The sequence below is a fragment of the Paracoccus versutus genome, from assembly GCF_029909795.1.
Classification (GTDB): Bacteria; Pseudomonadota; Alphaproteobacteria; order Rhodobacterales; family Rhodobacteraceae; genus Paracoccus; species Paracoccus versutus.
In genome coordinates this window covers 970,503-990,463 of record NZ_CP038197.1, presented here as the reverse complement: position 1 = coordinate 990,463, position 19,961 = coordinate 970,503, and the positions used below count along the sequence as shown (strand labels likewise).

Here is a 19,961-nt window from a genome sequence, read left to right as displayed (position 1 = left end):
GCGGGGGCCTAGCTGCCCAGTTCCTCGGTCGGGCTGACCTCGCGCTCTTCGTCGCGCAGCCGGTGCAGGTGGGCGATGAAATAGCGGGTATGGGCGCTGTCTACGGTGCGTTGCGCCTCGGCCTTCCAGGCGGCATGGGCCTGGGCGTAGTCCGGGAAGATGCCGACGATATGGATGTCCCTGGTGTCGCGGAACTCGGTGCGGGTGGGATCGACAAGTTCACCACCGAAAACGAGGTGGAGGCGCTGTGCCATCATGTTCTCCTGGGTTCGGATTCCGGCGCGAACCTAGCCGAGCCGGGCGGGGGAACCAAGGCGATTTGTTTAAAATCGCGCGCGGTTGGCGTTTGCCGCGAAAGGGCCGCCGGGGTAGGGATGGCATGCGGTGCAAGCGGCACCCCCGGACAGGCCCGAGCGTGGTGGTAAGGGCCTTTCGGGCGGCAGGGAAAGGCGAACCGGTGCGCTTTTCCTTGCCCCTTTTCGAGGGCCAGGCGGCGGCTGGTGCTGGCAAAGGATATGCCACCGGCAGGGGCCGGAAGGGATTGGTGGTGCGGATCAGGTTATAGGCTGCCGGACCATGGGGGGAAGGATATGCGGGAATATGGTGCGGGCGGCGGGACTCGAACCCGCACAGGCTTGCGCCCCAGGGAGTTTAAGTCCCATGCGTCTACCATTCCGCCACGCCCGCGCCGGGGAATTGGCTAGCGGGCGGGCGGGGGATTGGCAAGCCTCCGTCGCGGCGGGGGCGCGGCGGGGGCCGCAGGTTGCGGGCTCAGAAGCTGCGGGTCGGCCGGTCGAAGACCTTGCGCCCCATCAGCGAGCCGACCAGGTCCACCATCAGCTTGGCGGTGCGGCCGCGCTCGTCCAGGAACGGGTTCAACTCGACCAGGTCGAGCGAGGTCATCAGCCCGCTTTCGTGCAGCAGTTCGCAGACCAGATGCGCCTCGCGGAAGGTGGCGCCGCCGGGGACGGTGGTGCCAACGGCCGGCGCGATCGAGGGGTCGAGGAAATCCACGTCCAGGCTGACATGCAGCATGCCGTTTTCGGCCCGGACCCGGTCCAGGAATTCGCGCAGGGGCGCAATGATGCCGCGTTCGTCCAGCACGCGCATGTCGTTCACGACGATCTCGGTCTCGCGCAGCGCGGCCAGCTCGGGGCCGTCCACGCTGCGGATGCCGAACATGCAGATGTTGCGGCCTGGGATCGGCGCGGGAAAGGCGGGGAAGGGTTCGAATCCCGGCCGCCCCGAGGCATAGGCCAGCGGCGTGCCGTGCAGGTTGCCCGAGCCCGTGGTCTCGATGGTATGGAAATCGCTATGCGCGTCCAGCCACAGCACGAATTGCGGCCTCCCCGCCGCGCGGGCATGGGCCGCCACCCCGGCGAGCGTGCCAAGGGCCAGCGCGTGGTCGCCGCCCAGGAAGATCGGCATCCCCTCTTCCATCGCGGCGCAGCCGGCGGCGCGCAGCGCCTCGGTCCAGGCGACGATCTCGGGCAGGTGATGCACGGCGGGATTGGCGCAGGTCTGGCCGCGGCCGGCGGCGGGAAAAAGGTCGCCGCGATCCTCGACCGTATGGCCCAGCTCGGCAAGCGTCGAGGCCAGCCCCGCTACGCGATAGGCGGCCGGGCCCATCAGGCAGCCGGGCCGCCGCTGCCCCTCGTCCACCGGGGCGCCGATCAGGATGCAATGGGTCATGCTTCTCTCCGCTAGGCTGGGTTGCAGAGGCATCATGCGTTGCCACGGCCCAAGGTTCCATATCGTCGGAAAGAAAAGGCCGCCCTTTCCGGGGCGGCCTTGGGTTTTTGTGCAGTCTATCGGATCAGAAGCGAGTGGTGATGCCCAGCGTGAACAGACGTCCGTTTTCGCGATAGGACACGTCCGTTTCGGGTTGGTCATTGAACAGGTTGTCGATGCCGACATTCAGCGTGGCCATATCGTTGAGGTCATAGGCCGCAGCCACGTTGACCAGATAATAGGCCTTGCTGTTCTGGCCTGCCGGGACCGAAGCCTGCTCGCCCGAGCCGACCACAAGACCTTCCTCGACGACATAACCAGCTTGCTTGCCGACATAGGTCACTTCACCCGACAGATTGAGGCGGTCGTTCGCCTGCCAGGCCAGGCCCGTGGTGATGTTCCACTTAGGCGTGGTGGCCATTGGATAGGCCGTGTCGAAATCGCCATATTTGAACTCGGACTTGGCGATATAGGTGCCCGAAGTGATCCAGGTCAGGTCGTTGGTAATGTCGTAATCTAGGCCGAACTCGACCCCGGCGGTCTTGCCGTAGTCGAAGTTGTCGCGCTGAAACAGAGCTCTGTCGGTCGGATCATTGGGATCGTCTGCGCGGATTCTGCGGGCGCTGATCATGTCTTCCACGTCGTTGTAGAAGGCCGTGATTTCCCAGCTGCTGCGCTCGCCCTGATAATTCAGCCCGATCTCGAAGTTGTCCGAGGTTTCGGGCTGAAGGTTGGGGTTGCCGATGATCGTGCAAGGCCCGCGATAGGGTTTGCAGCCATTTCCGTTCGAACCCATTTCATAATTGGGATTCAGGTTGCGGAGGTCTGGGGCAACGAAAGCCTGTGAATAGCCACCTTTCAGCATCAGCCCGTTACCAAAATCGTAATTTGCATAGATGCGCGGCGTGATATGGGTGCCAAAGCGCTCGTGATGGTCCACGCGCATGCCGGTGGTCAGGCTAAGTGCGTTGGTCGCTTGCAGACGGGCTTCGGCATAAAGCGCCGCAGTATTGACCGAGCCTTCGATCAAAGAAGCCGATGTCTGCGGGTCGCTCAGCTTTTCATGTGCAACCAGACCGCCGATGGTATAGTCGAGTTGCCGGCCAGTCAGGCTGGTCTGCGAGGTATAGCGGCTTTCCAGGATGGTCGTGTCATAATCAATAGCGTCGTTCCACGACCCGCTCGTCGAGTTCCAGGACTCGTTGCCCGATGTTTCGTAGCGAAGGTAGCTGGAAAGATGTCCTTGGCCCAGCTGCCATTCGTTGGTCAGGCCGATGCTTTTCTTGGTTACCTTGTTGGTGTCATGTGCTCCCGCATCGCCCAGGTAGTTGTCAACCGAAGCTTGGGTTTCTGCGCCCCATTCCACTCCTTCTTGCGGAAGCCACGTCAGCCGTGCGCCAAGTGTTTTCGTACGGGTTCCGTTTGAAGTATAAAGCGGAGTAAGCACGTTGTCGCGACCTACGGAATATCCATAAGGCTCGTCCGGCGCTTCGATTTCCGCCAGCTTCCCCCAGGCCGAGAGGTTGAGGTTTTGGCCCAGCGGACCCGAAATGAAGCCCGTGACCGAGCGGCTGTCGGCGGTGCTGTTTTCGTCCGCGAAAGCGAAATCGGTGGTCAGCGAGCCCGACCAGGTATCGGTCGCCTTCTTCGTGATGATATTGATAACGCCGCCCATCGCGTCCGAACCATAAAGGGTGGACATGGGGCCGCGCACCACCTCGATGCGCTCGATCGCATCCAGCGGCACGATTTGGAGGTCGCCCTGATAATGACGCGCAAAGGTGTTGCGGCTGCTGATGCGCTTGCCGTCGATCAGGGTCAGCGTGCGGCTGGAGGACAGGCCGCGGAACGACACCTGGGAATTGCCGTCGTTGCCTCGGGTCAGGTTAAGGCCGGGAACGGTACGCAGCACGTCCTTGAGATCGCGCGCGCCCTTGGCCTGGATGTCGCTTTGGTCGATGACGGTGATGGAGGCGGGGGCATCCTGGATCGAGGTCGCGATCGACGAGGCCGAAGTCACGAGGACCACGGTGTCCAGAACAACTTCCTCGGTCTCTGCCTGTGCCACCGCGATTGCGGGGGCGGTGAGTGCGGTCAGGCCAATCAGCAGGCCGGCGAGCCGTCCAGTCGGGGGCAAGGCCGCGCGAATGTTGCGGTTATCGCACACGCGGGCAGGGGAGTTCGTTTGATAGGACGGCATCGTCACCTCTCGACAACAGGAACGGTTTTTTGCCTGGGCCGAGAGGGCAAGGGGGATCGCCATGACCTGGGTAACTGCGGGCGATTAACTAGCCGCCATACCACGGGACAAGACGTCAGCCCGCCCGTGGAAAGGTTTGTGGCATGAATGCAACAAGCCTACGGCATTTTGTCGCAGGCTGTCGGGGTGATTTCAGCCGCGGATGCCCTTGAAGCGGTCCTGCCATTCGTCGCGGCTTTCGTCGCTGATCTTGGCGAACAGCACCTCGGGCACGGTGAAGGCGTGGCCGGCGGGCAGGGCCTCGAGCGCGGCGCGGACATCGTCCGGCCAGGTGCGGTCCTGGGTCCGCATCGCCGCCAGCATCGCATCGGCCGCAAAGGGGATGAAGGGCGCCGACAGCACCGCGTAAAGCCGGATCAGGTTCAGCCCCAGCCGCACCTGCATCGCCGCGCGGTCGGGGTCGGTCTTGAAGGTCGACCAGGGCGCCGCCGATTGCAGGTATTCGTTGCCCAGAACCCAGATCGTCCGCAGCTCGGCCGCCGACTTGCGGACCTCGACATGGTCCATGAAGCCTTCATAGGCGCGGACGCGGGCGGTCAGCGCCTCGACCAGCGCCTCTTCCTCGGGGCCGTAGCTGCCGCCTTCGGGGATGGTCTCGCCGAATTTCGAGCGGCAGAACTTGGTGATGCGGCTGACGAAATTGCCCAGCACGTCGGCCAGATCCTTGTTCACCGACTGCTGGAAATTCTCCCAGGTGAACTCGCTGTCGCCCGATTCGGGGGCGTGGGACAGAAGCCACCAGCGCCAGTAGTCGGCGGGCAGGATCGACAGCGCCTGGTCCATGAACACGCCGCGCCCCTGCGAGGTGCTGAACTGGCCGCCGTCATAGGTCAGGTAGTTGAAGCTTTTGATGTAATCGACCAGCTTCCAGGGCTCGCCCGAGCCGATGATCGTGGCCGGGAAGGACAGGGTGTGGAAGGGCACGTTGTCCTTGCCCATGAACTGGGTATAGGTCACGTCCCCGGCGCCCTCGTCCAGGCGCCACCAGCGGCGCCAGGCGCTGTCGGGCTGGCCGCGCTTGTCGGCGCCCTCGGCGGTGGCGGCGATGTATTCGATGGGCGCGTCGAACCAGACGTAGAAGACCTTGCCCTCCATCCCCGGCCAGGGCTTGTCGCCCTTTTTCACCGGGATGCCCCAGTCGAGGTCGCGGGTGATGCCGCGGTCCTGCAGGCCGTCGCCGTCGTTCAGCCATTTCTTGGCGATCGAGGTGGTCAGGATCGGCCAGTCGGTCTTGCTGTCGATCCAGGTCGCGATCTGGTCCTTCAGCGCGCGCTGGCGCAGGTAGAGGTGCTTGGTCGCCCGCACCTCCAGGTTGGTCGAGCCGGAAATGGCCGAGCGCGGCTCGATCAGGTCGGTCGGGTCCAGCTGCTTGGTGCAGTTCTCGCACTGGTCGCCGCGGGCCTTGTCATAGCCGCAGTTGGGGCAGGTGCCCTCGATATAGCGGTCGGGCAGGAAGCGGCCGTCGTCGATGGAATAGACCTGCCGCTCCTCGACCTCGGCGATATAGCCGTTCTCGTCCAGCTTGCCGGCGAAATGCTGGGTCAGCACGTGGTTGCGTTCCGAGGACGAGCGGCCGAAATGGTCGAAGGACAGGCCGAAGTTGCGCGCGATTTCCGCCTGGATCTCGTGCATCTCGGCGCAATAGACGGCGACGGGCTTGCCGGCCTTGGCGGCGGCAAGTTCGGCCGGGGTGCCGTGTTCGTCGGTGGCGCAGATGAACATCACCTCGTGGTCGCGGCCCCGCAGGTAGCGGGCATAGAGATCCGCCGGAAGCTGCGAGCCGACGAGATTGCCGAGGTGCTTGATCCCGTTGATGTAAGGGATCGCCGAGGTGATGAGATGCCGCGCCATGATCCGGTCCTGTTGTTCACTGGCGCTTCTTTATCCAGCACCGGCGGCGAAGGCCAGCGGTTCGCACGGTTTTCGCCGCGGGCCGGGCCGCGCGGGGTCAGCAGGAGGCGTCCCGGTAGGCCAGCGCCTTGCGGATGACATCGGGCACGCTGGCGCTGAGCGGCAGGCGGCCGGCCAGGATGTCGCCCACCGCCACCCAGCGCGCGTCCAGCGCATCGTCCGCCGCCACCGGCTCGCCCGCGACATGGTCGCACAGCACCGCCGCCAGCAGGAAGTGAAAGCGCAGCGCGCCATCCGCGCCGCGCTCGATCACGTCGATATTGTCCAGATAGGCACGCGGCCGGCCGGTGACGCCGGTTTCCTCGGCCAGCTCGCGCACGGCGGCGTCAAGCGCGGTCTCGCCTGGCTCGACATGGCCGCCGGGAAAGCCCCAGAGCCCGGCGTCGGGCGGGTTGCGGCGGCGCACCAGCAGCGCGCGGGCCGCGTCGCCGCAGCCGTCCAGCGTGACGGCCAGCGCGGCGAGCCGGGGGAAATCGGGCACCTCAGCGACGACGGTCGCGGCGCGAGCTCATCGGCTGGAAGGCCACGCCGACATGCGCCTCGCAATAGGGCTTGCCGGGCATCGAGGGCAGGCCGCAGAACCAGAACTTGTCGGTCGCCGGGTCGCCGATCGGCCATTTGCAGGTGCGCTCGGTCAGCTCCATCAGTGTCAGCTTGCGGGCGCGCTTCTCGACCTCGCGGACCGAGGCCAGCGCCTCGGGGCTGATCTCGTTGGCCGAGGGTTGCGGCGGCAGCGGCTGGCCGGCCGGCACGATGGGCCGGCGGTTGAAGCTGGCCGGCTGCGGCGCGGGTTCGGGTGCCGGCTCGGGCGCGGGGGCGGCCGCCGCGGCGGGCTTGGGCTGGGGCGCCGGTGCCGGCTCGGGCGCGGCGGGCCTGGGTTCAGGCGCGGGGGCGGCCGCGACGGCGGGCTTGGCGGCAACGGGTTCGGGCGCCGGGTCCGCGCCCTCTTCGGCGCGATTCGACAGGCCCAGGCGGTGGACCTTGCCGATCACCGCGTTGCGGGTCACGCCGCCCAGCTCCTTGGCGATCTGGCTGGCCGACTGGCCTTCGGCCCACATGCGTTTCAACGTCTCGACGCGCTCGTCGGTCCAGGACATGGCTTGCCTTTCCTGCACCGGGATGCGTCCCGGCGCTCTTCGTGCTAGTGGCTTCAATTCCGCAAGACCCGGCCTTAAATCCGGGGATAGCCAGATTTACCCATCCGAGCCCGCAAATTCAAGGAGCCCCGATGCAGCCGATCCAGTCCCGCCCCGGATTTCGCCAGATGGGCGTGCGCCGCTTTGGCCGGGTGAACTGGCTGGGCCTATACACGCTCAGCCGGCGCGAGATCATGCGCTTCCTCAGCGTCTGGCAGCAGACCATCTTCGCGCCGCTGATGACCTCGGCGCTGTTCGTGATCGTCTTTGCGCTGGCGCTGGGGCAAAACCGGGGCGAGGTGATGGGCCTGCCCTACCTGGCCTTCCTGGGGCCCGGCATCCTGATGATGACGGTGATCCAGAACGCCTTCGCCAATACCTCCTCCAGCATCATCTCGGCCAAGATGCAGGGCAATATCGTCGATACGCTGATGCCGCCCCTGTCGGCGGGCGAGATCCTGGCAGGCTACCTGACCGGGGCGGTGACGCGGGCGCTGATCGTCGCCGCCGCCATCGCCACCGGCATGGCGCTGGTCTTGGGGCAGGGGGTGGCGCATCCCTTCTGGGCGCTGGCCTTCGTGGTGCTGGGCGCGCTGCTGATGGGCGGGCTGGGGCTGCTGGCCGCGATCGTGGCGCAGAAATTCGACCAGATGGCGGTCATCACCAATTTCATCGTCACGCCGCTGTCGTTCCTGTCGGGCACCTTCTATTCGGTCGAGGCGCTGCCCCAGCCGTTCCGGGCGCTGGCGCATTGGAACCCGATCTTCTACCTGATCGACGGCGCGCGCTACGGCATCGCCGGGGTTTCCGACGCGCCGGTGCTGCGCGGGCTGGCGGTCTGCGGGCTGGCCGTGGCGCTGGTGCTGTTCACCGCCTGGCGCTGGCTGGCCTCGGGCTATCGCATGAAGCCCTGAAATCCCCGTTGCACGGGGGCCGCTTCCGCGCTATGCGAACGGGCATGATCGCTCGGACCGCCCATATCGCCCGTCCCCGACGTTGACGCTTTCGACGTCCGATCCCGCCTGCCTTTCCGTCAGCCATGGTGCCGCCGCGCGGCCGTTCCCAGAGAGGGTAACTCCATGATTTCGCATGTCCTGCCGACCTATAACCGTGCCCCCATCGCCTTCGAGCGGGGCGAGGGCTCCTGGGCCATCGCGACGGACGGGACGCGATACCTGGACCTGGGCGCGGGCATCGCGGTGAATGCGCTGGGCCATGCCAATCCCGACCTGGTCGCCGCGCTGACCGAACAGGCGGGCCGGATCTGGCATGTCTCGAACCTCTACCAGATCCCCGAGCAGGAAAGGCTCGCCGACCTGCTGGTCGGGCATACCTTTGCCGACACCGCCTTCATCACCAACTCCGGCACCGAGGCCGCGGAACTGGCGATCAAGATGGTGCGCAAGTATTGGAGCGAGCAGGGCGATCCCGACCGCTACGAGATCCTGACCTTCGAGGGCGCTTTCCACGGCCGCTCCACCGGCGCCATCGCGGCGGCGGGGTCGGAAAAGATGGTCAAGGGCTTCGGCCCGCTGATGCCCGGTTTCCGGCAATTGCCCTGGGGCGACATGGAGGCGCTGAAGGCCGCCATCTCGGACCGCACCGCCGCCGTCATGCTGGAGCCGGTGCAGGGCGAGGGCGGCATCCGCCCGCTGCCCGACGCCGACCTGGCAGCGATCCGCGCGCTTTGCGACCAGACCGGCGCGCTGCTGGTGCTGGACGAGGTGCAATCGGGCATGGGCCGCACCGGCAAGCTGTTCGCGCATGAATATGCCGGCATCACCCCCGACATCATGATGATCGCCAAGGGCATCGGCGGCGGCTTCCCGCTGGGTGCGGTGGTCGCGACCGAAAAGGCGGCTGCCGGCATGGTGGCGGGCACGCATGGCTCGACCTATGGCGGCAACCCCCTGGCCTGCGCGGTGGGCGCCAAGGTGATGGAGATCATCGCCCAGCCCGAATTCCTGGCCGAGGTGAACCGCAAGGCCGCGCTTTTCCGGCAGAAGCTGGAGGGGCTGGTGGCGGCGCATCCCGAGGTCTTCGAAACGGTGCGCGGCCAGGGGCTGATGCTGGGCCTGAAATGCAAGGTCGCGCCGGGCGATCTGGTCAATGCCGGCTATGCCGAGCGCATCCTGACCGTGGCCGCGGCCGACAACACCCTGCGCCTGCTGCCGCCGCTGACCATCAGCGATGCGGAGATCGCCGAGGCGGTCGCCCGGCTGGACCGGGCCGCCGGCAGGCTGGATGGATAGGTTCGGCTTCCGGCCGGTCACGCGCGCCGACCTGCCCATGCTGGCGGATTGGCTGCGCCAGCCCGAGGTCGCGCGCTGGTGGCGCGGGGCCGAGGCGGAGCTGGCCGGGATCGCTGAGGATCTGGACGAGCCGGCGATGCGGCAGGTCATCGCGCTTTGCGACGGCGCGCCCATCGCCTATGCCCAGTATTACCCGGCGCATCACTGGGGCGCGCCGCATTTCGCCGGCCTGCCCGGCGATGCGCTGGCGATCGACTGCTTTTCCGGCCCCCAGGGGTTCGGCCACGGCGGGCTTTGGCTGCGCGCCCTGTCCGATGCATTGCTGGCCGAGGCGCCGGTCCTGGTCATCGACCCCGAGCCCGACAACCTGCGCGCGATCCGCGCCTATGAAAAGGCCGGCTTCCGCGGCGAGGAACTGCGCCCTTCGGAAGACGGAACCCTGGCGCGCATCATGACGCGGCACCGATGAGGAGAGGTCGATTTCCGCCACGACGCGGGGCCTTTGGCCTTGACCTCCCCTAGGCAAAGCGGCTTGCTTGCCAGATCAATCCGAAAGACAGTCACAAATGAACAGTTTCCTCGACATCCATACCACCGACAAGGCAGACCTGCGCGGCATGATCGACGCTGCGCGCCGGATGAAGGATGCGCGCAACGGCCAGCCCAAGGGTGCGCCCGACGCCGATTTGCCGCTCAGGAACCGCATGGTGGCGCTGATCTTCGAAAAGCCCTCGACCCGGACCCGCGTCAGCTTCGACCTGGGCGTGCGGCAGATGGGCGGGCAGACCATGGTCCTCTCCGGCAGCGAGATGCAGCTGGGCCACGGCGAGACCATCGCCGACACCGCGCGGGTGCTGTCGCGCTATGTGGACCTGATCATGATCCGCACCTTCGAAGAGGCGACGCTGCTGGAGATGGCGGAATATGCCAGCGTCCCGGTGATCAACGGGCTGACGAACCGCACCCATCCCTGCCAGATCATGGCCGACGTGATGACCTTCGAGGAACATCGCGGCCCCATCGCCGGCAGGAAAGTGGTCTGGTCGGGCGACGGCAACAATGTCTGCTGCTCGCTGATCCATGCCGCCGGCCAGTTCGGCTATGACTTCACCTTTACCGGCCCGCCGACGCTGGACCCCGAGCGCGAGGCGCTGGACTTCGCCCGCGCCCAGGGCGTGCAGGCGGTGATCGAGCGCGACCCGGCCAAGGCGGTCGAGGGCGCCGACCTGGTGGTGACGGATACCTGGGTGTCGATGCACGACCCGCAATCGGCGCGCGAGCGGCGGCACAACCAGTTGCGTCCCTACCAGGTGAACGAGGCGCTGATGGCGTGCGCCAAGCCCGATGCGCTGTTCATGCATTGCCTGCCCGCGCATCGCGACGACGAGGCGACGAGCGCGGTGATGGACGGCCCGAACTCGGTCATCTTCGACGAGGCCGAGAACCGGCTGCATGCGCAAAAGGCCGTCATGCGCTGGTGCCTGGGGCTTTGATCCGTCCGCCCGAACGTCCGCGCCCTTCGCAGCATGGACCCTTTGCAGCGGGGGGCCTGGGGCGCGGGATGGCGGGCGTGCTTCTCGGATGCATCAGCATTTTATGCGGGTGGGCGACTTTCCCAAACAGGTGCTGGGGAGTTTCGCGTTGACCGTGCATATTCGTCCGCGCCCGCCGGATGCGCTGAAACGCTGGTTCGAGCACTCCCGAGCGATGTCCGAAATCACGGCCATCTCCTGCTGGAGCAGCGCTGCGACCGCGACGACGCGCTGATAGCTGATCTCGTTGGCTATCTCGAATCCGCCCCTGCCGATGCGCGCCTTCTTCCATGAGCAGATGGGGATCGACCCCATCCCGACGCCGACGAGGCTCACGCGACCTATCCCTCCTGACTGCCCTCGATCATGCGGGGCGGACTGTTCGGCGAGGTCATGGCCGGCACGCTGACCGGGCATTACGACCATATCGGCGGCCACGACCGGAAGATTCGAGCCTTCCTGTTCCGATAGCATGAGGATGCCGAGGCTTGTCTCTTCGCGCTGGTGCGTGCCGAGGAGCGCAAGCGCGAGGGCTACGGCTGCCGCGGGTCGGACTTCCTGCGCCTGACGAAGCAGGCGAGGTGATCCGGTTCATCGCTATCGAAGCTGAGTCGGCGACATGATCGCCGGCAGCGTCGGAAGGCGTCCTGCCCATGGGAAGATGCGGTGCAAGCGCGCAGGGGCGGGCAACTGGCTGCATGCCATCGTATGCCATATGTGTGGTATATTCATGCAGTTATCTTCAGTATGACGACAATATGTAGCGTTTCCTTCGATCTGCCCATGCGAGCGGATGGGTGCGGATCAACAGGAAAGTCGGGCTTCGTGCAACTCAAGGCCGACTTGCTGGCGCGTTAACTATCGTTATGCGCATGCATGGGTTCCGAGGAGATGTGTAATGGTTAAAGGGCGTGTCGGTCGCTCCCAAGGAGCGAATCAACGCCAAGTTCGTCCCCGGAGCCGGCGATCGGCAAGCAGAGGCTGAACTGCCTCTGAAGATGGTGGTTCTCGGCGACTTCACAGCGCGGCCCGACGAAACCGGGCTTGAAGAGCGCAAGGCGGTTTCGATCGACAAGAATTCCTCCTGCAGCGTGATGGCCCAAATGAACCTCCCAGATCGTGCGATCGCGAAGCTCCGGGTGCGGATGCGACCTGGCCCATGCAACACAGCGATCCTCGCGCCAGGCATTGAGTTCGGCGTAGCTCTTGGACTTCGGTCGAGGCACGAAGAACCGCCGCCGGACAACGCCGACCTGGTTCTCGACCTGTCCCTGCGCCAGCGGGCTCGAACCGATGGCGCCACGCAGGCGCAGTCCCAGCCAGAGGCCGGGGTGCAGGGCCGTTCATTGAGGCGCCATTGGTTCAAGCCCAAGGGACGGCGGCTCGACCAGATAGTGCCCGCACATCTGCCGGAGTGAGCCTGTGAACGCCAGTGGTTCGAGGGAACAGGCGAACGCGATTGCAGGCGCGGTCGCGGCCGACGAAGATCGTATCCACCGCCGTCTTCATGTTGTCGTAGATCCCACGAGCGCAGCCCCGAAGAAGACTCCCGGCAGATCTGCTTGATCGTCTTCTGCTCCTGGAAATCCGCCCGACGGATCTTCGCAACTCTCTCCACAACCAGCATCCCGCACTGTGCCCCCGATGACCACGGGGGCATCATGACCATCAGTGTAAAGGGGGGGCTGTTTGGGAAGCCGATCACCCCCGTTACGGGGGCAGTTGGCCATGCCGGCTTACACACCGCCTGGAAACGCTCTGGCGACACCTGCATCTCGGGCCGGGAGGCTGGCGGCAAGTCCGTCAAACCCGATAAGCGACGCTGCAGACGCCGAAACAGGATCGAGAGATCCCGTTTCGGCAGACTCGAGGACGGGCGACGGGTCGTCACCCGTTATGACCGCTGCCCGAAGGTCTCCCTCTCCGCCCTAGCCTTCGCGACCATGATCTTCTGGACCTGACCCGAGAGCCTGTCCTGACCCTAGGCCTGGGGATCGACTGTGGCGTTCAGCTTGGCCGTTTTGATCAGCCTGCAGGCGATGGCAGCGGCCTTTAAGCGTCCGCCCCCCTCTTCCTATCTCTCGGATGAGAAGTTCGCCTTGAGATAGGCCAGGATCAGCGCCTTGGTTTCCGGTTCGGGCTCGACCATGCCCTGCGCCTCGACCATCCAGCGCCACAGCTCGTCCCAGCGGTGGTCGGTGACGCGCTGCTGCTTGATGATCTCGGTCGAATGGCAGGCGACGCATTGGTAATAGGTCTCCTCGGCGCCCGCGCCGTCGGGCAGGCCGCCGAATTCCTCGTTCCCCGCCCGCGCCTCGCCCGCATCCGCCTTGGCACGGATCGCCGTCATCGGGTCGAGCGGGTTCGCGCCGGCGGGCCGGCCCGCCAGCGCCTGCATCGGGTCAAGCCTGGCCTCGGCCACGGCCAGCCCGGCGCCAAGCACCAGCACGGCCAGGGTCGCAGCCACGGTCGTCAGAATAATGCGCATCGCCATCACCCCTCACCCGACCGCGACCAGCGCGATGCGGTGCTGGATGTTGTTGGCATAGCCGCGCGGGTTCCAGACCGGCGACAGCGGCGGCTGGCCGATGCCGTCCTGGTCGGTGGCCCGCGCCCAGACCTCGTAATAGCCATGCTGCGGCAGGGTCAGCGTCGCGCGCCAGCGCTGCCAGGCAAAGCGGTTCGGCGCCGGCTCCAGCCCGGCCTCCTGCCAGGTCTGGCCGAAATCCAGCGAGACATGCACCGCGGCCACGTCGCCCTTGCCGCACCAGGCATGGCCGCGGACCTCGACCGCCTCGCCCGCCTTCACCTCGGCGCCGGTCTGCGGGAAGGTGACGATGGACTTCACCGGCATCTCGGTCAGCACCACCATGTCCTCCTCGGGCACCTCGGTGCCGGGGGCGACCGGATAGGCCGGGATGCGATAGGAATCGCCGGTCATCTTGGCGCCGTCATGTTCCCTGTCGCGGATCCAGATGCGGTTGAGGTATTTCTGCGAGGCCGAGGCCGGATAGCCCGGCACCACCAGCCGCAGCGGAAAGCCGTGCAGCGCCGGCAAGGGTTCGCCGTTCATCGCCCAGGCGATGACCGCGTCCTCCTCCAGCGCCTTTTCGATCGGCACCCCGCGCGAGATCACCTCCTTCTCCTCGTCGCCGCTCAGATGCACGTCGTTGCCGTAATGCCCGGTATAGACGGCGCTTTCCTTGACGCCCGCCGCCTTCAGCACGTCAGCCAGCCGCACGCCGGTCCATTCCGGGCAGCCGACCGCGCCGACGGTCCATTGGTTGCCCGAGGTTCCGGGCTGGAAGAAGGCCCGGCCGTTGCCGCCGCATTCGATCACCAGCCGGCGGGTGACGGTCTCGAAGCGCGACTTCAGATCGTCGATGGTCAGCTCCAGCGGGGTCTCGACCTCGCCGTCCACGGTCAGCACCCAGCCCTCGGCGTCCTGGTCCAGCGCCGTCTGCGGCACGAGGCCGTTCATGCGGATGAACAGCCGCTCATAGGGGGTGACGTCGTCGTCCAGCAGATGCGCCGGGGTCTCCGCGTTCAGCGGCCGGTCGCCCAGCACGATGAGCCCCTGCTTGCCGGCCATCAGGTCCAGGCCGGTATCCTGGGCCAGGGCGGCGGGCACGAAGCCCGCGGGCAGGTTGCGCTCGAACGGGACGGCCATGCCCAGCATGGCGCCAAGCGCGGACAGCCCCGTCGTTTTCAGAAAGCGTCGCCGCGATCCGCTCGGGGCCTCGGCATCCTGCGGGATCGAGGTGGAATCGGTTCTATCGGACATGGGTTTCCTCCGTGGCTTGGTGCGCTTTGCGCGCAACCGGCTGTCCGCAAGGCCCTCCTCCAGGACGCGCCTTGCAACTTCATTTCGGGAAAGCATTGCCCACCGGCAAAGCTATAACAACAGCAACTCGTTGTGTTTATTAGGATATATCGGAGACGCCTGAGGGCATCGAGCTGCATCGCCGCCACCAACAGCGAGATCGCCCGCTCACTCGATCATGGGCAGGAGCTGGTCGATGGACTTCTTGGCGTCGCCGTAGAACATGCGGGTGTTTTCCTTGTAGAACAGCGGGTTCTCGATGCCGGAATAGCCGGTGCCCTGGCCGCGCTTGGAGACGAACACCTGCTTGGCCTTCCACACCTCCAGCACCGGCATGCCCGCGATCGGCGAGTTCGGGTCCTCCTGCGCCGCCGGGTTCACGATGTCGTTCGAGCCGATCACGATCGCCACGTCGGTCGAGGGGAAATCCTCGTTGATCTCGTCCATCTCCAGCACGATGTCGTAGGGCACCTTGGCCTCGGCCAGAAGCACGTTCATGTGCCCCGGCAGGCGCCCCGCCACCGGGTGGATGGCAAAGCGCACGTTCTTGCCGCGCGCCCGCAGCTTGCGCGTCAGCTCGCTGACCGATTGCTGCGCCTGCGCCACCGCCATGCCGTAGCCCGGCACGATGACGATCTCGTCCGCCTCGTTCAGCGCCGCCGCCACGCCGTCGGCGTCGATGGCCACCTGCTCGCCCTCGATCTCCATCGCCGGGCCCGCCTCGCCGCCGAAGCCGCCCAGGATCACGCTGACGAAGTTGCGGTTCATCGCCTTGCACATGATGTAGCTCAGGATCGCACCGGACGAGCCGACCAGCGCGCCGACCACGATCAGGAGGTCGTTGCCCAGGGTGAAGCCGATCGCCGCCGCCGCCCAGCCGGAATAGCTGTTCAGCATCGACACCACCACCGGCATGTCGGCGCCGCCGATGCCCATGATCAGGTGATAGCCGATGAAGAAGGCCAGAAGCGTGATCAGCACCAGCCACAGCACCGGCGCCCCGGCGGTGCAGTAAAGGATCACCGACAAGAGCGACAGCGCCGCCGCCCCCGCGTTCAGCATGTGCCCGCCCGGCAGCTTCCGGGGCTTGCCGTCGATCTTGCCGGCGAGCTTGCCGAAGGCCACGATCGAGCCGGTGAAGGTCACCGCGCCGATGAAGATCCCCAGCGCCACCTCGACCTTGAGCATGGCGATCTCGGCCGGGGTCTTGTGCGCCAGCACCGCGGCGAAGCCGTGGAACTCGGCCGCCGCGTCGGCGGCGCGGGCGCGCAGCACCCGCGAGAGCTCGAACTGGGCGTTGAAGCCGATCAGCACCGCGGCCAGGCCGACCAGGCTGTGCATGGCCGCGACCAGCTGCGGCATCTCGGTCATCTGCACCCGCTTGGCCACGACCCAGCCGATGGCGCCGCCGATGGCCAGCATGACCAGCGTCAGCCCCCAGTTGCCGTAGCCCGGCCCGATCAGCGTCGCGACCACCGCCAGCGCCATGGCCGCGATGCCGTACCAGACCGCGCGCTTGGCGCTTTCCTGGCCGGAAAGCCCGCCCAGGGACAGGATGAACAGCACGGCCGCGACCACATAGGCGGCGGTGGTGAATCCGTATTCCATGCGCCCTCTCCCCTTACGACTTCTGGAACATGGCGAGCATCCGGCGCGTGACCAGGAAGCCGCCGAAGATGTTGACGCCCGCCATCAGCACCGACAGCGCCGCCAGCAACACCACCAGCCAGCCGCCCGAGCCGATCTGCAGAAGCGCGCCGACGATGATGATCGACGAGATCGCGTTGGTGATCGCCATCAGGGGCGTGTGCAGCGAATGGCTGACGTTCCAGATCACCTGGAAGCCGACGAAGACCGCCAGCACGAAGACGATGAAATGCGACAGGAAGCTCGCGGGCGCGAACAGCCCCACCAGCAGCATCGCCGCCGCGCCCGCGCCGAGCAGCGTGACCTGGCTGCGGGTCTGGGCGCGGAAGGCGGCGATCTCCTGCGCGCGCCGTTCCTCGGGGGTCGGCTCCCTGGGCTTCTCGCGCGGCTTCTGGGCGGCGATGGCCGCGACCCTGGGCGGCGGCGGCGGCCAGGTCACGTCGCCGTCATGGGCGACGGTGGCGCCGCGGATCACGTCGTCCTCCATGTTCTGCACGATGACGCCGTCCTTGCCCGGCGTCAGGTCCGAGAGCATGTGGCGGATGTTGTTGCCATAAAGCTCCGAGGCTTGCGCGCCCATCCTCGACGGGAAGTCGGTATAGCCGATGATGACCACGCCGTTTTCCGTGACGATGCGCTCGTCCGGCACGGTCAGCTCGCAATTGCCGCCGCGCTCGGCCGCCAGGTCGACGATGACCGAGCCGGTCTTCATCGCCGCGACCATGTCGCGGGTCCAGAGCTTGGGCGCATCGCGGCCGGGGATCAGCGCCGTGGTGATGACGATGTCCATCCCGGGCGCCAGTTCGCGGAACTTCTCGAGCTGCTTTTCCCGGAACTCGGGGCTCGAGGGCGCGGCATAGCCGCCGGTCGCGGCCCCGTCCTGCACCTGGTCCTGGAAGTCCAGGTAGACGAATTCCGCGCCCATCGATTCGATCTGCTCGGCCACCTCGGGGCGCACGTCGAAGGCATGGACCTGCGCGCCCAGGCTGACCGCCGCGCCGATGGCGGCAAGCCCGGCGACGCCGGCGCCCACCACCAGCACCTTGGCCGGCGGCACCTTGCCCGCCGCGGTGACCTGGCCGGTGAAGAAGCGGCCGAAGTTGTTCGCCGCCTCGATCACCGCCCGGTAGCCGGCGATATTGGCCATCGAGGACAGCGCATCCATCTTCTGCGCGCGCGAGATGCGCGGCACCATGTCCATGGCGATGGCGGTGACGCCCTGCTCGCGCGCCAGCTCCAGGAGGTCGGGGTTCTGCGCCGGGTAGAAATGCGAGATCAGGGTCTGCCCGCGCCGCATCTGCCGCAGCTCGGCCTCGCTCGGCGGCCGGACCTTGACCACCACCTCCACCGCCCCGACCAGCGCCGCGGCATCGGGATGCACGGTGACGCCTGCCGCCTCGTAGGCCGCATCCGAAAACCCCGCACGAACCCCCGCGCCCGTCTCGACATGCACGTCATGCCCCAGCTTGCGCAGATGCCCCGCAGAGGACGGAGTGATGGCGACCCGAGCCTCCCCCTCAAAAATCTCCTTCAATCCGCCGATCTTCACCAGGCCACCTCCCATTTGGTTTCTTATCCTACATGGCTGAAAAACGACATTGCCCTGCCTCTGCTGTCTGGACGGCTGTTACGGCTGCTGCGTCGACGATGTCTTTGACGGAGCATCCTCGCGAGAGGTCGTTTGCGGGTTTTGCCAGTCCCTGCAGGATGGGCCCGATGGCGGTGAGGCCGCCCAGGCGCTCGGCGATCTTGTAGCCGATATTGCCCGCGGCGAGGTCGGGAAAGACGAAGACGTTCGGCCGCCCCGACAGCCGGCTGGCCGGCGCCTTCCTCGCCCGGATCGCCTCGTCCAGCGCGGCGTCGAACTGCATCTCGCCATCCACCTCGAGATCCGGGGCCGCGGCGCGGATCAGCGCCAGCGCCTCGCGCAGCCGGCCGAGGCTCGGGTGGTCGGCCGAGCCCGCGGTCGAGAAGGACAGCAGCGCCACCCGCGGCTCCTCGGCCAGCAGCCGGCGGCAGCTTTCGGCGGCCGAAAGCGCGATGGCGGCGAGCTCCTGCGCGTCGGGCTGGATCACCAGCCCGCAATCGGCAAAGATCATGCCGCCCCTGATCGGCGCGCCCGGCCCGCAGGACAGCATCAGGAAAAAGCTCGACACGATGCCGGCATCGGGGGCCCGGCCGATGATCTGCAATGCGGCGCGGACGGTGTCGGCGGTGGTGGCGACGGCGCCGCCCAGCGTGCCGTCGGCCTGGCCCAGCCGCACCCGCATCGCCGCCTGGCGGATCGGGTCGCGCATCTCGGCCAGCGCGCGTTCGCCGGTCATGCCCCTGGCCGCGCGCATGCGGTGCCAATGGTCGGCCAGTTCCGCCAGGTCGGGCGCGCCGGCCGGGTCGATGCGGCGGGCGCCGGGGATCTCGGGCCCGCCCATCAGGGTGACGCGCGCCAGCCCCTCGGCCAGCAGCCGGCGGGCGGCCTCGGCCACGCGCGGGTCGTCGCCCTCGGACAGGATGATGTGGCGGTCCAGCGCCTTGGCGGTCTGGTGGATGCGCTCGAGCGGTTTCATCTCTTACCCCAGGAAATGCAGGCCGGCGACGACGAAGACGCCCAGGAACACGGTCTCGGCCACGATCAGCCCGATGGCGCCGGCGCCGACCTCGAGCATCTTGCCGAGCGAGGTCTTGATGCCGACCGCGGCGATGGCGATCAGCAATGCCCAGCGGGACAGCTGCCCGGCGAAGTCCGAGACCGCCGGCGGCACCAGCCCCAGGCTGTTGAGCGTGGCGAGCGCGAGAAAGCCGATGACGAAGCCCGGCAGCAGCGGCGGCGCCTTGCCGCCCCGGCGGTCCGAAAGCCCGCGCGCCCGGATCGCCAGGGAAAAGCACAGCACCACCGGCGCCAGCATGGCGACGCGGATCAGCTTGACCAGGGTCGCGGTCTCGCCCGCCTCGGGGCCGATCGAGAAGCCGGCGCCGACCACCTGGGCGACGTCATGGATGGTGCCGCCCAGGAAGACGCCGGAATCGCGGGCGGTGAAGCCGAAAAGCCCGGCCAGCATCGGGTAGAGCACCATGGCCACGGTCGAAAGCACGGTGACGGAGAGCACGGTGAAGACCAGGTCGCGCTCGGATTTCTCGTGCCGGGGCAGGACGGCGGCGATGGCCATGGCCGCCGAGGCGCCGCAGATCGCCACCGAGCCGCCGGTCAGCAGCGCAAAGCGCCAGCCGCGGCCGGCCAGCCGGCTGGCGGCAAGGGCGAACAGGATGGTCAGCACCACGCCCGCCGCCACCAGCGCGATGGCGCCCGGCCCCAGCGCCGCCAGCATGCCGGCCGAGATGCGCGCGCCCAGAAGCGCCACCCCCAGCCGCAGCACGGTGCGCGCGGTAAAGGCGATGCCGGGGGCGGTGCGGGTGCCCTCCTCGGCCAGGAAGTTCAGCGCCAGGCCCAAAAGCAGCGCCATCAGCATGGCGGGGGCGCCGTAATGATCCGACAGGAACTGCGCCGTGGCCGCGACCAGCGCCGAGACGGCGAAGCCCGGAAAGGCTTCCTCGATCAGGCCGCGCGAAGGGATCATGGTGGAAATCATCGTCCTCACCGGGATGCGGGGATGGGCCGGGGCGCTTGTTGCTGCGCGCCGGGGGGTGTCATGGGGGCCGCGGGCGGGGCGGGGC

17 protein-coding genes, 1 tRNA gene and 2 pseudogenes are annotated in these 19,961 nt (G+C 67.1%); 5 read left to right on the top strand and 15 right to left on the bottom strand.

Features of this window, described 5'->3' with window-relative positions; genetic code table 11:
- Nucleotides 1–8: 8 nt before the first annotated feature.
- From E3U25_RS16065 to E3U25_RS16035, 7 genes are all read right to left on the bottom strand, one after another.
- On the bottom strand, nt 9–254 hold the full coding sequence (locus E3U25_RS16065) for a DUF4170 domain-containing protein (RefSeq protein ID WP_036760816.1): 246 nt from the start codon (nt 252–254) through the stop codon (nt 9–11).
- A gap of 347 nt (nt 255–601) precedes the next feature.
- Nucleotides 602–687, bottom strand: a tRNA-Leu gene (locus E3U25_RS16060).
- An 84-nt stretch (nt 688–771) separates the two neighbouring features.
- Complete coding sequence (rocF, locus tag E3U25_RS16055; protein WP_036760757.1) at nt 772–1,692, bottom strand: arginase; 921 nt, start codon at nt 1,690–1,692, stop codon at nt 772–774.
- 124 nt (nt 1,693–1,816) lie between these two features.
- The gene (locus tag E3U25_RS16050; RefSeq protein WP_244295199.1) at nt 1,817–3,994 is read right to left on the bottom strand and encodes a TonB-dependent receptor domain-containing protein; all 2,178 of its coding nucleotides are present in this window, start codon (nt 3,992–3,994) and stop codon (nt 1,817–1,819) included.
- Between the two features lie 129 nt (nt 3,995–4,123).
- On the bottom strand, nt 4,124–5,842 hold the full coding sequence (gene metG, locus E3U25_RS16045; RefSeq protein WP_116222193.1) for a methionine--tRNA ligase: 1,719 nt from the start codon (nt 5,840–5,842) through the stop codon (nt 4,124–4,126).
- Nucleotides 5,843–5,939: 97 nt separating this feature from the next.
- Entirely contained in the window at nt 5,940–6,383 is a 444-nt protein-coding gene (locus E3U25_RS16040) for an NUDIX hydrolase (RefSeq protein ID WP_116222194.1), read from the bottom strand.
- A gap of 1 nt (nt 6,384) precedes the next feature.
- Nucleotides 6,385–6,999: a GcrA family cell cycle regulator gene (locus E3U25_RS16035; protein WP_036760750.1), complete on the bottom strand. Its 615-nt coding sequence runs from the start codon at nt 6,997–6,999 to the stop codon at nt 6,385–6,387.
- Nucleotides 7,000–7,130: 131 nt separating this feature from the next.
- On the opposite strand from E3U25_RS16035, the gene E3U25_RS16030 reads away from it, so the two are divergent.
- The 4 genes from E3U25_RS16030 to argF all read left to right on the top strand — a co-directional run bounded on the left by E3U25_RS16030 (nt 7,131) and on the right by argF (nt 10,783).
- Nucleotides 7,131–7,952 (top strand): ABC transporter permease, encoded by an 822-nt coding sequence (locus tag E3U25_RS16030; protein WP_072463669.1) that lies wholly within the window; start codon nt 7,131–7,133, stop codon nt 7,950–7,952.
- A 165-nt stretch (nt 7,953–8,117) separates the two neighbouring features.
- Nucleotides 8,118–9,290 carry an aspartate aminotransferase family protein gene (locus tag E3U25_RS16025; RefSeq protein WP_116222195.1) on the top strand — a complete coding sequence of 391 codons (1,173 nt, stop codon included), beginning with the start codon at nt 8,118–8,120 and terminating at the stop codon, nt 9,288–9,290.
- The gene (locus tag E3U25_RS16020) at nt 9,283–9,759 is read left to right on the top strand and encodes a GNAT family N-acetyltransferase (RefSeq protein ID WP_166435541.1); all 477 of its coding nucleotides are present in this window, start codon (nt 9,283–9,285) and stop codon (nt 9,757–9,759) included. Before E3U25_RS16025 ends, E3U25_RS16020 begins: the two co-directional genes overlap by 8 nt.
- Before the next feature lie 97 nt (nt 9,760–9,856).
- Nucleotides 9,857–10,783: an ornithine carbamoyltransferase gene (argF, locus tag E3U25_RS16015; protein WP_036760744.1), complete on the top strand. Its 927-nt coding sequence runs from the start codon at nt 9,857–9,859 to the stop codon at nt 10,781–10,783.
- A 93-nt stretch (nt 10,784–10,876) separates the two neighbouring features.
- On the opposite strand, the gene E3U25_RS16010 is transcribed toward argF, so the two are convergent.
- Nucleotides 10,877–11,158 (bottom strand): hypothetical protein, encoded by a 282-nt coding sequence (locus E3U25_RS16010; protein ID WP_116222197.1) that lies wholly within the window; start codon nt 11,156–11,158, stop codon nt 10,877–10,879.
- Between the two features lie 575 nt (nt 11,159–11,733).
- Between E3U25_RS16010 and E3U25_RS16005 the strand changes: the two are divergent.
- Nucleotides 11,734–11,874 (top strand): annotated as a pseudogene (locus E3U25_RS16005) (type VI secretion system contractile sheath small subunit); the annotation flags it as partial.
- A gap of 33 nt (nt 11,875–11,907) precedes the next feature.
- Here the strand turns inward: E3U25_RS16005 and E3U25_RS16000 are convergent.
- The 7 genes and pseudogenes from E3U25_RS16000 to E3U25_RS15965 all read right to left on the bottom strand — a co-directional run.
- A pseudogene (locus E3U25_RS16000) lies at nt 11,908–12,355 on the bottom strand (hypothetical protein); the annotation flags it as partial.
- A 541-nt stretch (nt 12,356–12,896) separates the two neighbouring features.
- Nucleotides 12,897–13,310 carry a cytochrome C-552 gene (locus E3U25_RS15990; RefSeq protein WP_116222450.1) on the bottom strand — a complete coding sequence of 138 codons (414 nt, stop codon included), beginning with the start codon at nt 13,308–13,310 and terminating at the stop codon, nt 12,897–12,899.
- Nucleotides 13,311–13,322: 12 nt separating this feature from the next.
- Nucleotides 13,323–14,606, bottom strand: coding sequence for a sulfite oxidase (locus tag E3U25_RS15985; protein ID WP_116222200.1), 1,284 nt, complete (start codon nt 14,604–14,606; stop codon nt 13,323–13,325).
- A 207-nt stretch (nt 14,607–14,813) separates the two neighbouring features.
- Nucleotides 14,814–16,253: an NAD(P)(+) transhydrogenase (Re/Si-specific) subunit beta gene (locus E3U25_RS15980; protein WP_116220911.1), complete on the bottom strand. Its 1,440-nt coding sequence runs from the start codon at nt 16,251–16,253 to the stop codon at nt 14,814–14,816.
- Between the two features lie 13 nt (nt 16,254–16,266).
- Nucleotides 16,267–17,841, bottom strand: coding sequence for a Re/Si-specific NAD(P)(+) transhydrogenase subunit alpha (locus E3U25_RS15975; protein ID WP_116220910.1), 1,575 nt, complete (start codon nt 17,839–17,841; stop codon nt 16,267–16,269).
- A gap of 28 nt (nt 17,842–17,869) precedes the next feature.
- Nucleotides 17,870–18,856, bottom strand: a complete 987-nt coding sequence (locus tag E3U25_RS15970) for a phosphate acetyltransferase (protein ID WP_116222201.1) — start codon at nt 18,854–18,856, stop codon at nt 17,870–17,872.
- A 3-nt stretch (nt 18,857–18,859) separates the two neighbouring features.
- Nucleotides 18,860–19,876: a YeiH family protein gene (locus E3U25_RS15965; protein WP_072462047.1), complete on the bottom strand. Its 1,017-nt coding sequence runs from the start codon at nt 19,874–19,876 to the stop codon at nt 18,860–18,862.
- Nucleotides 19,877–19,961: the final 85 nt, after the last annotated feature.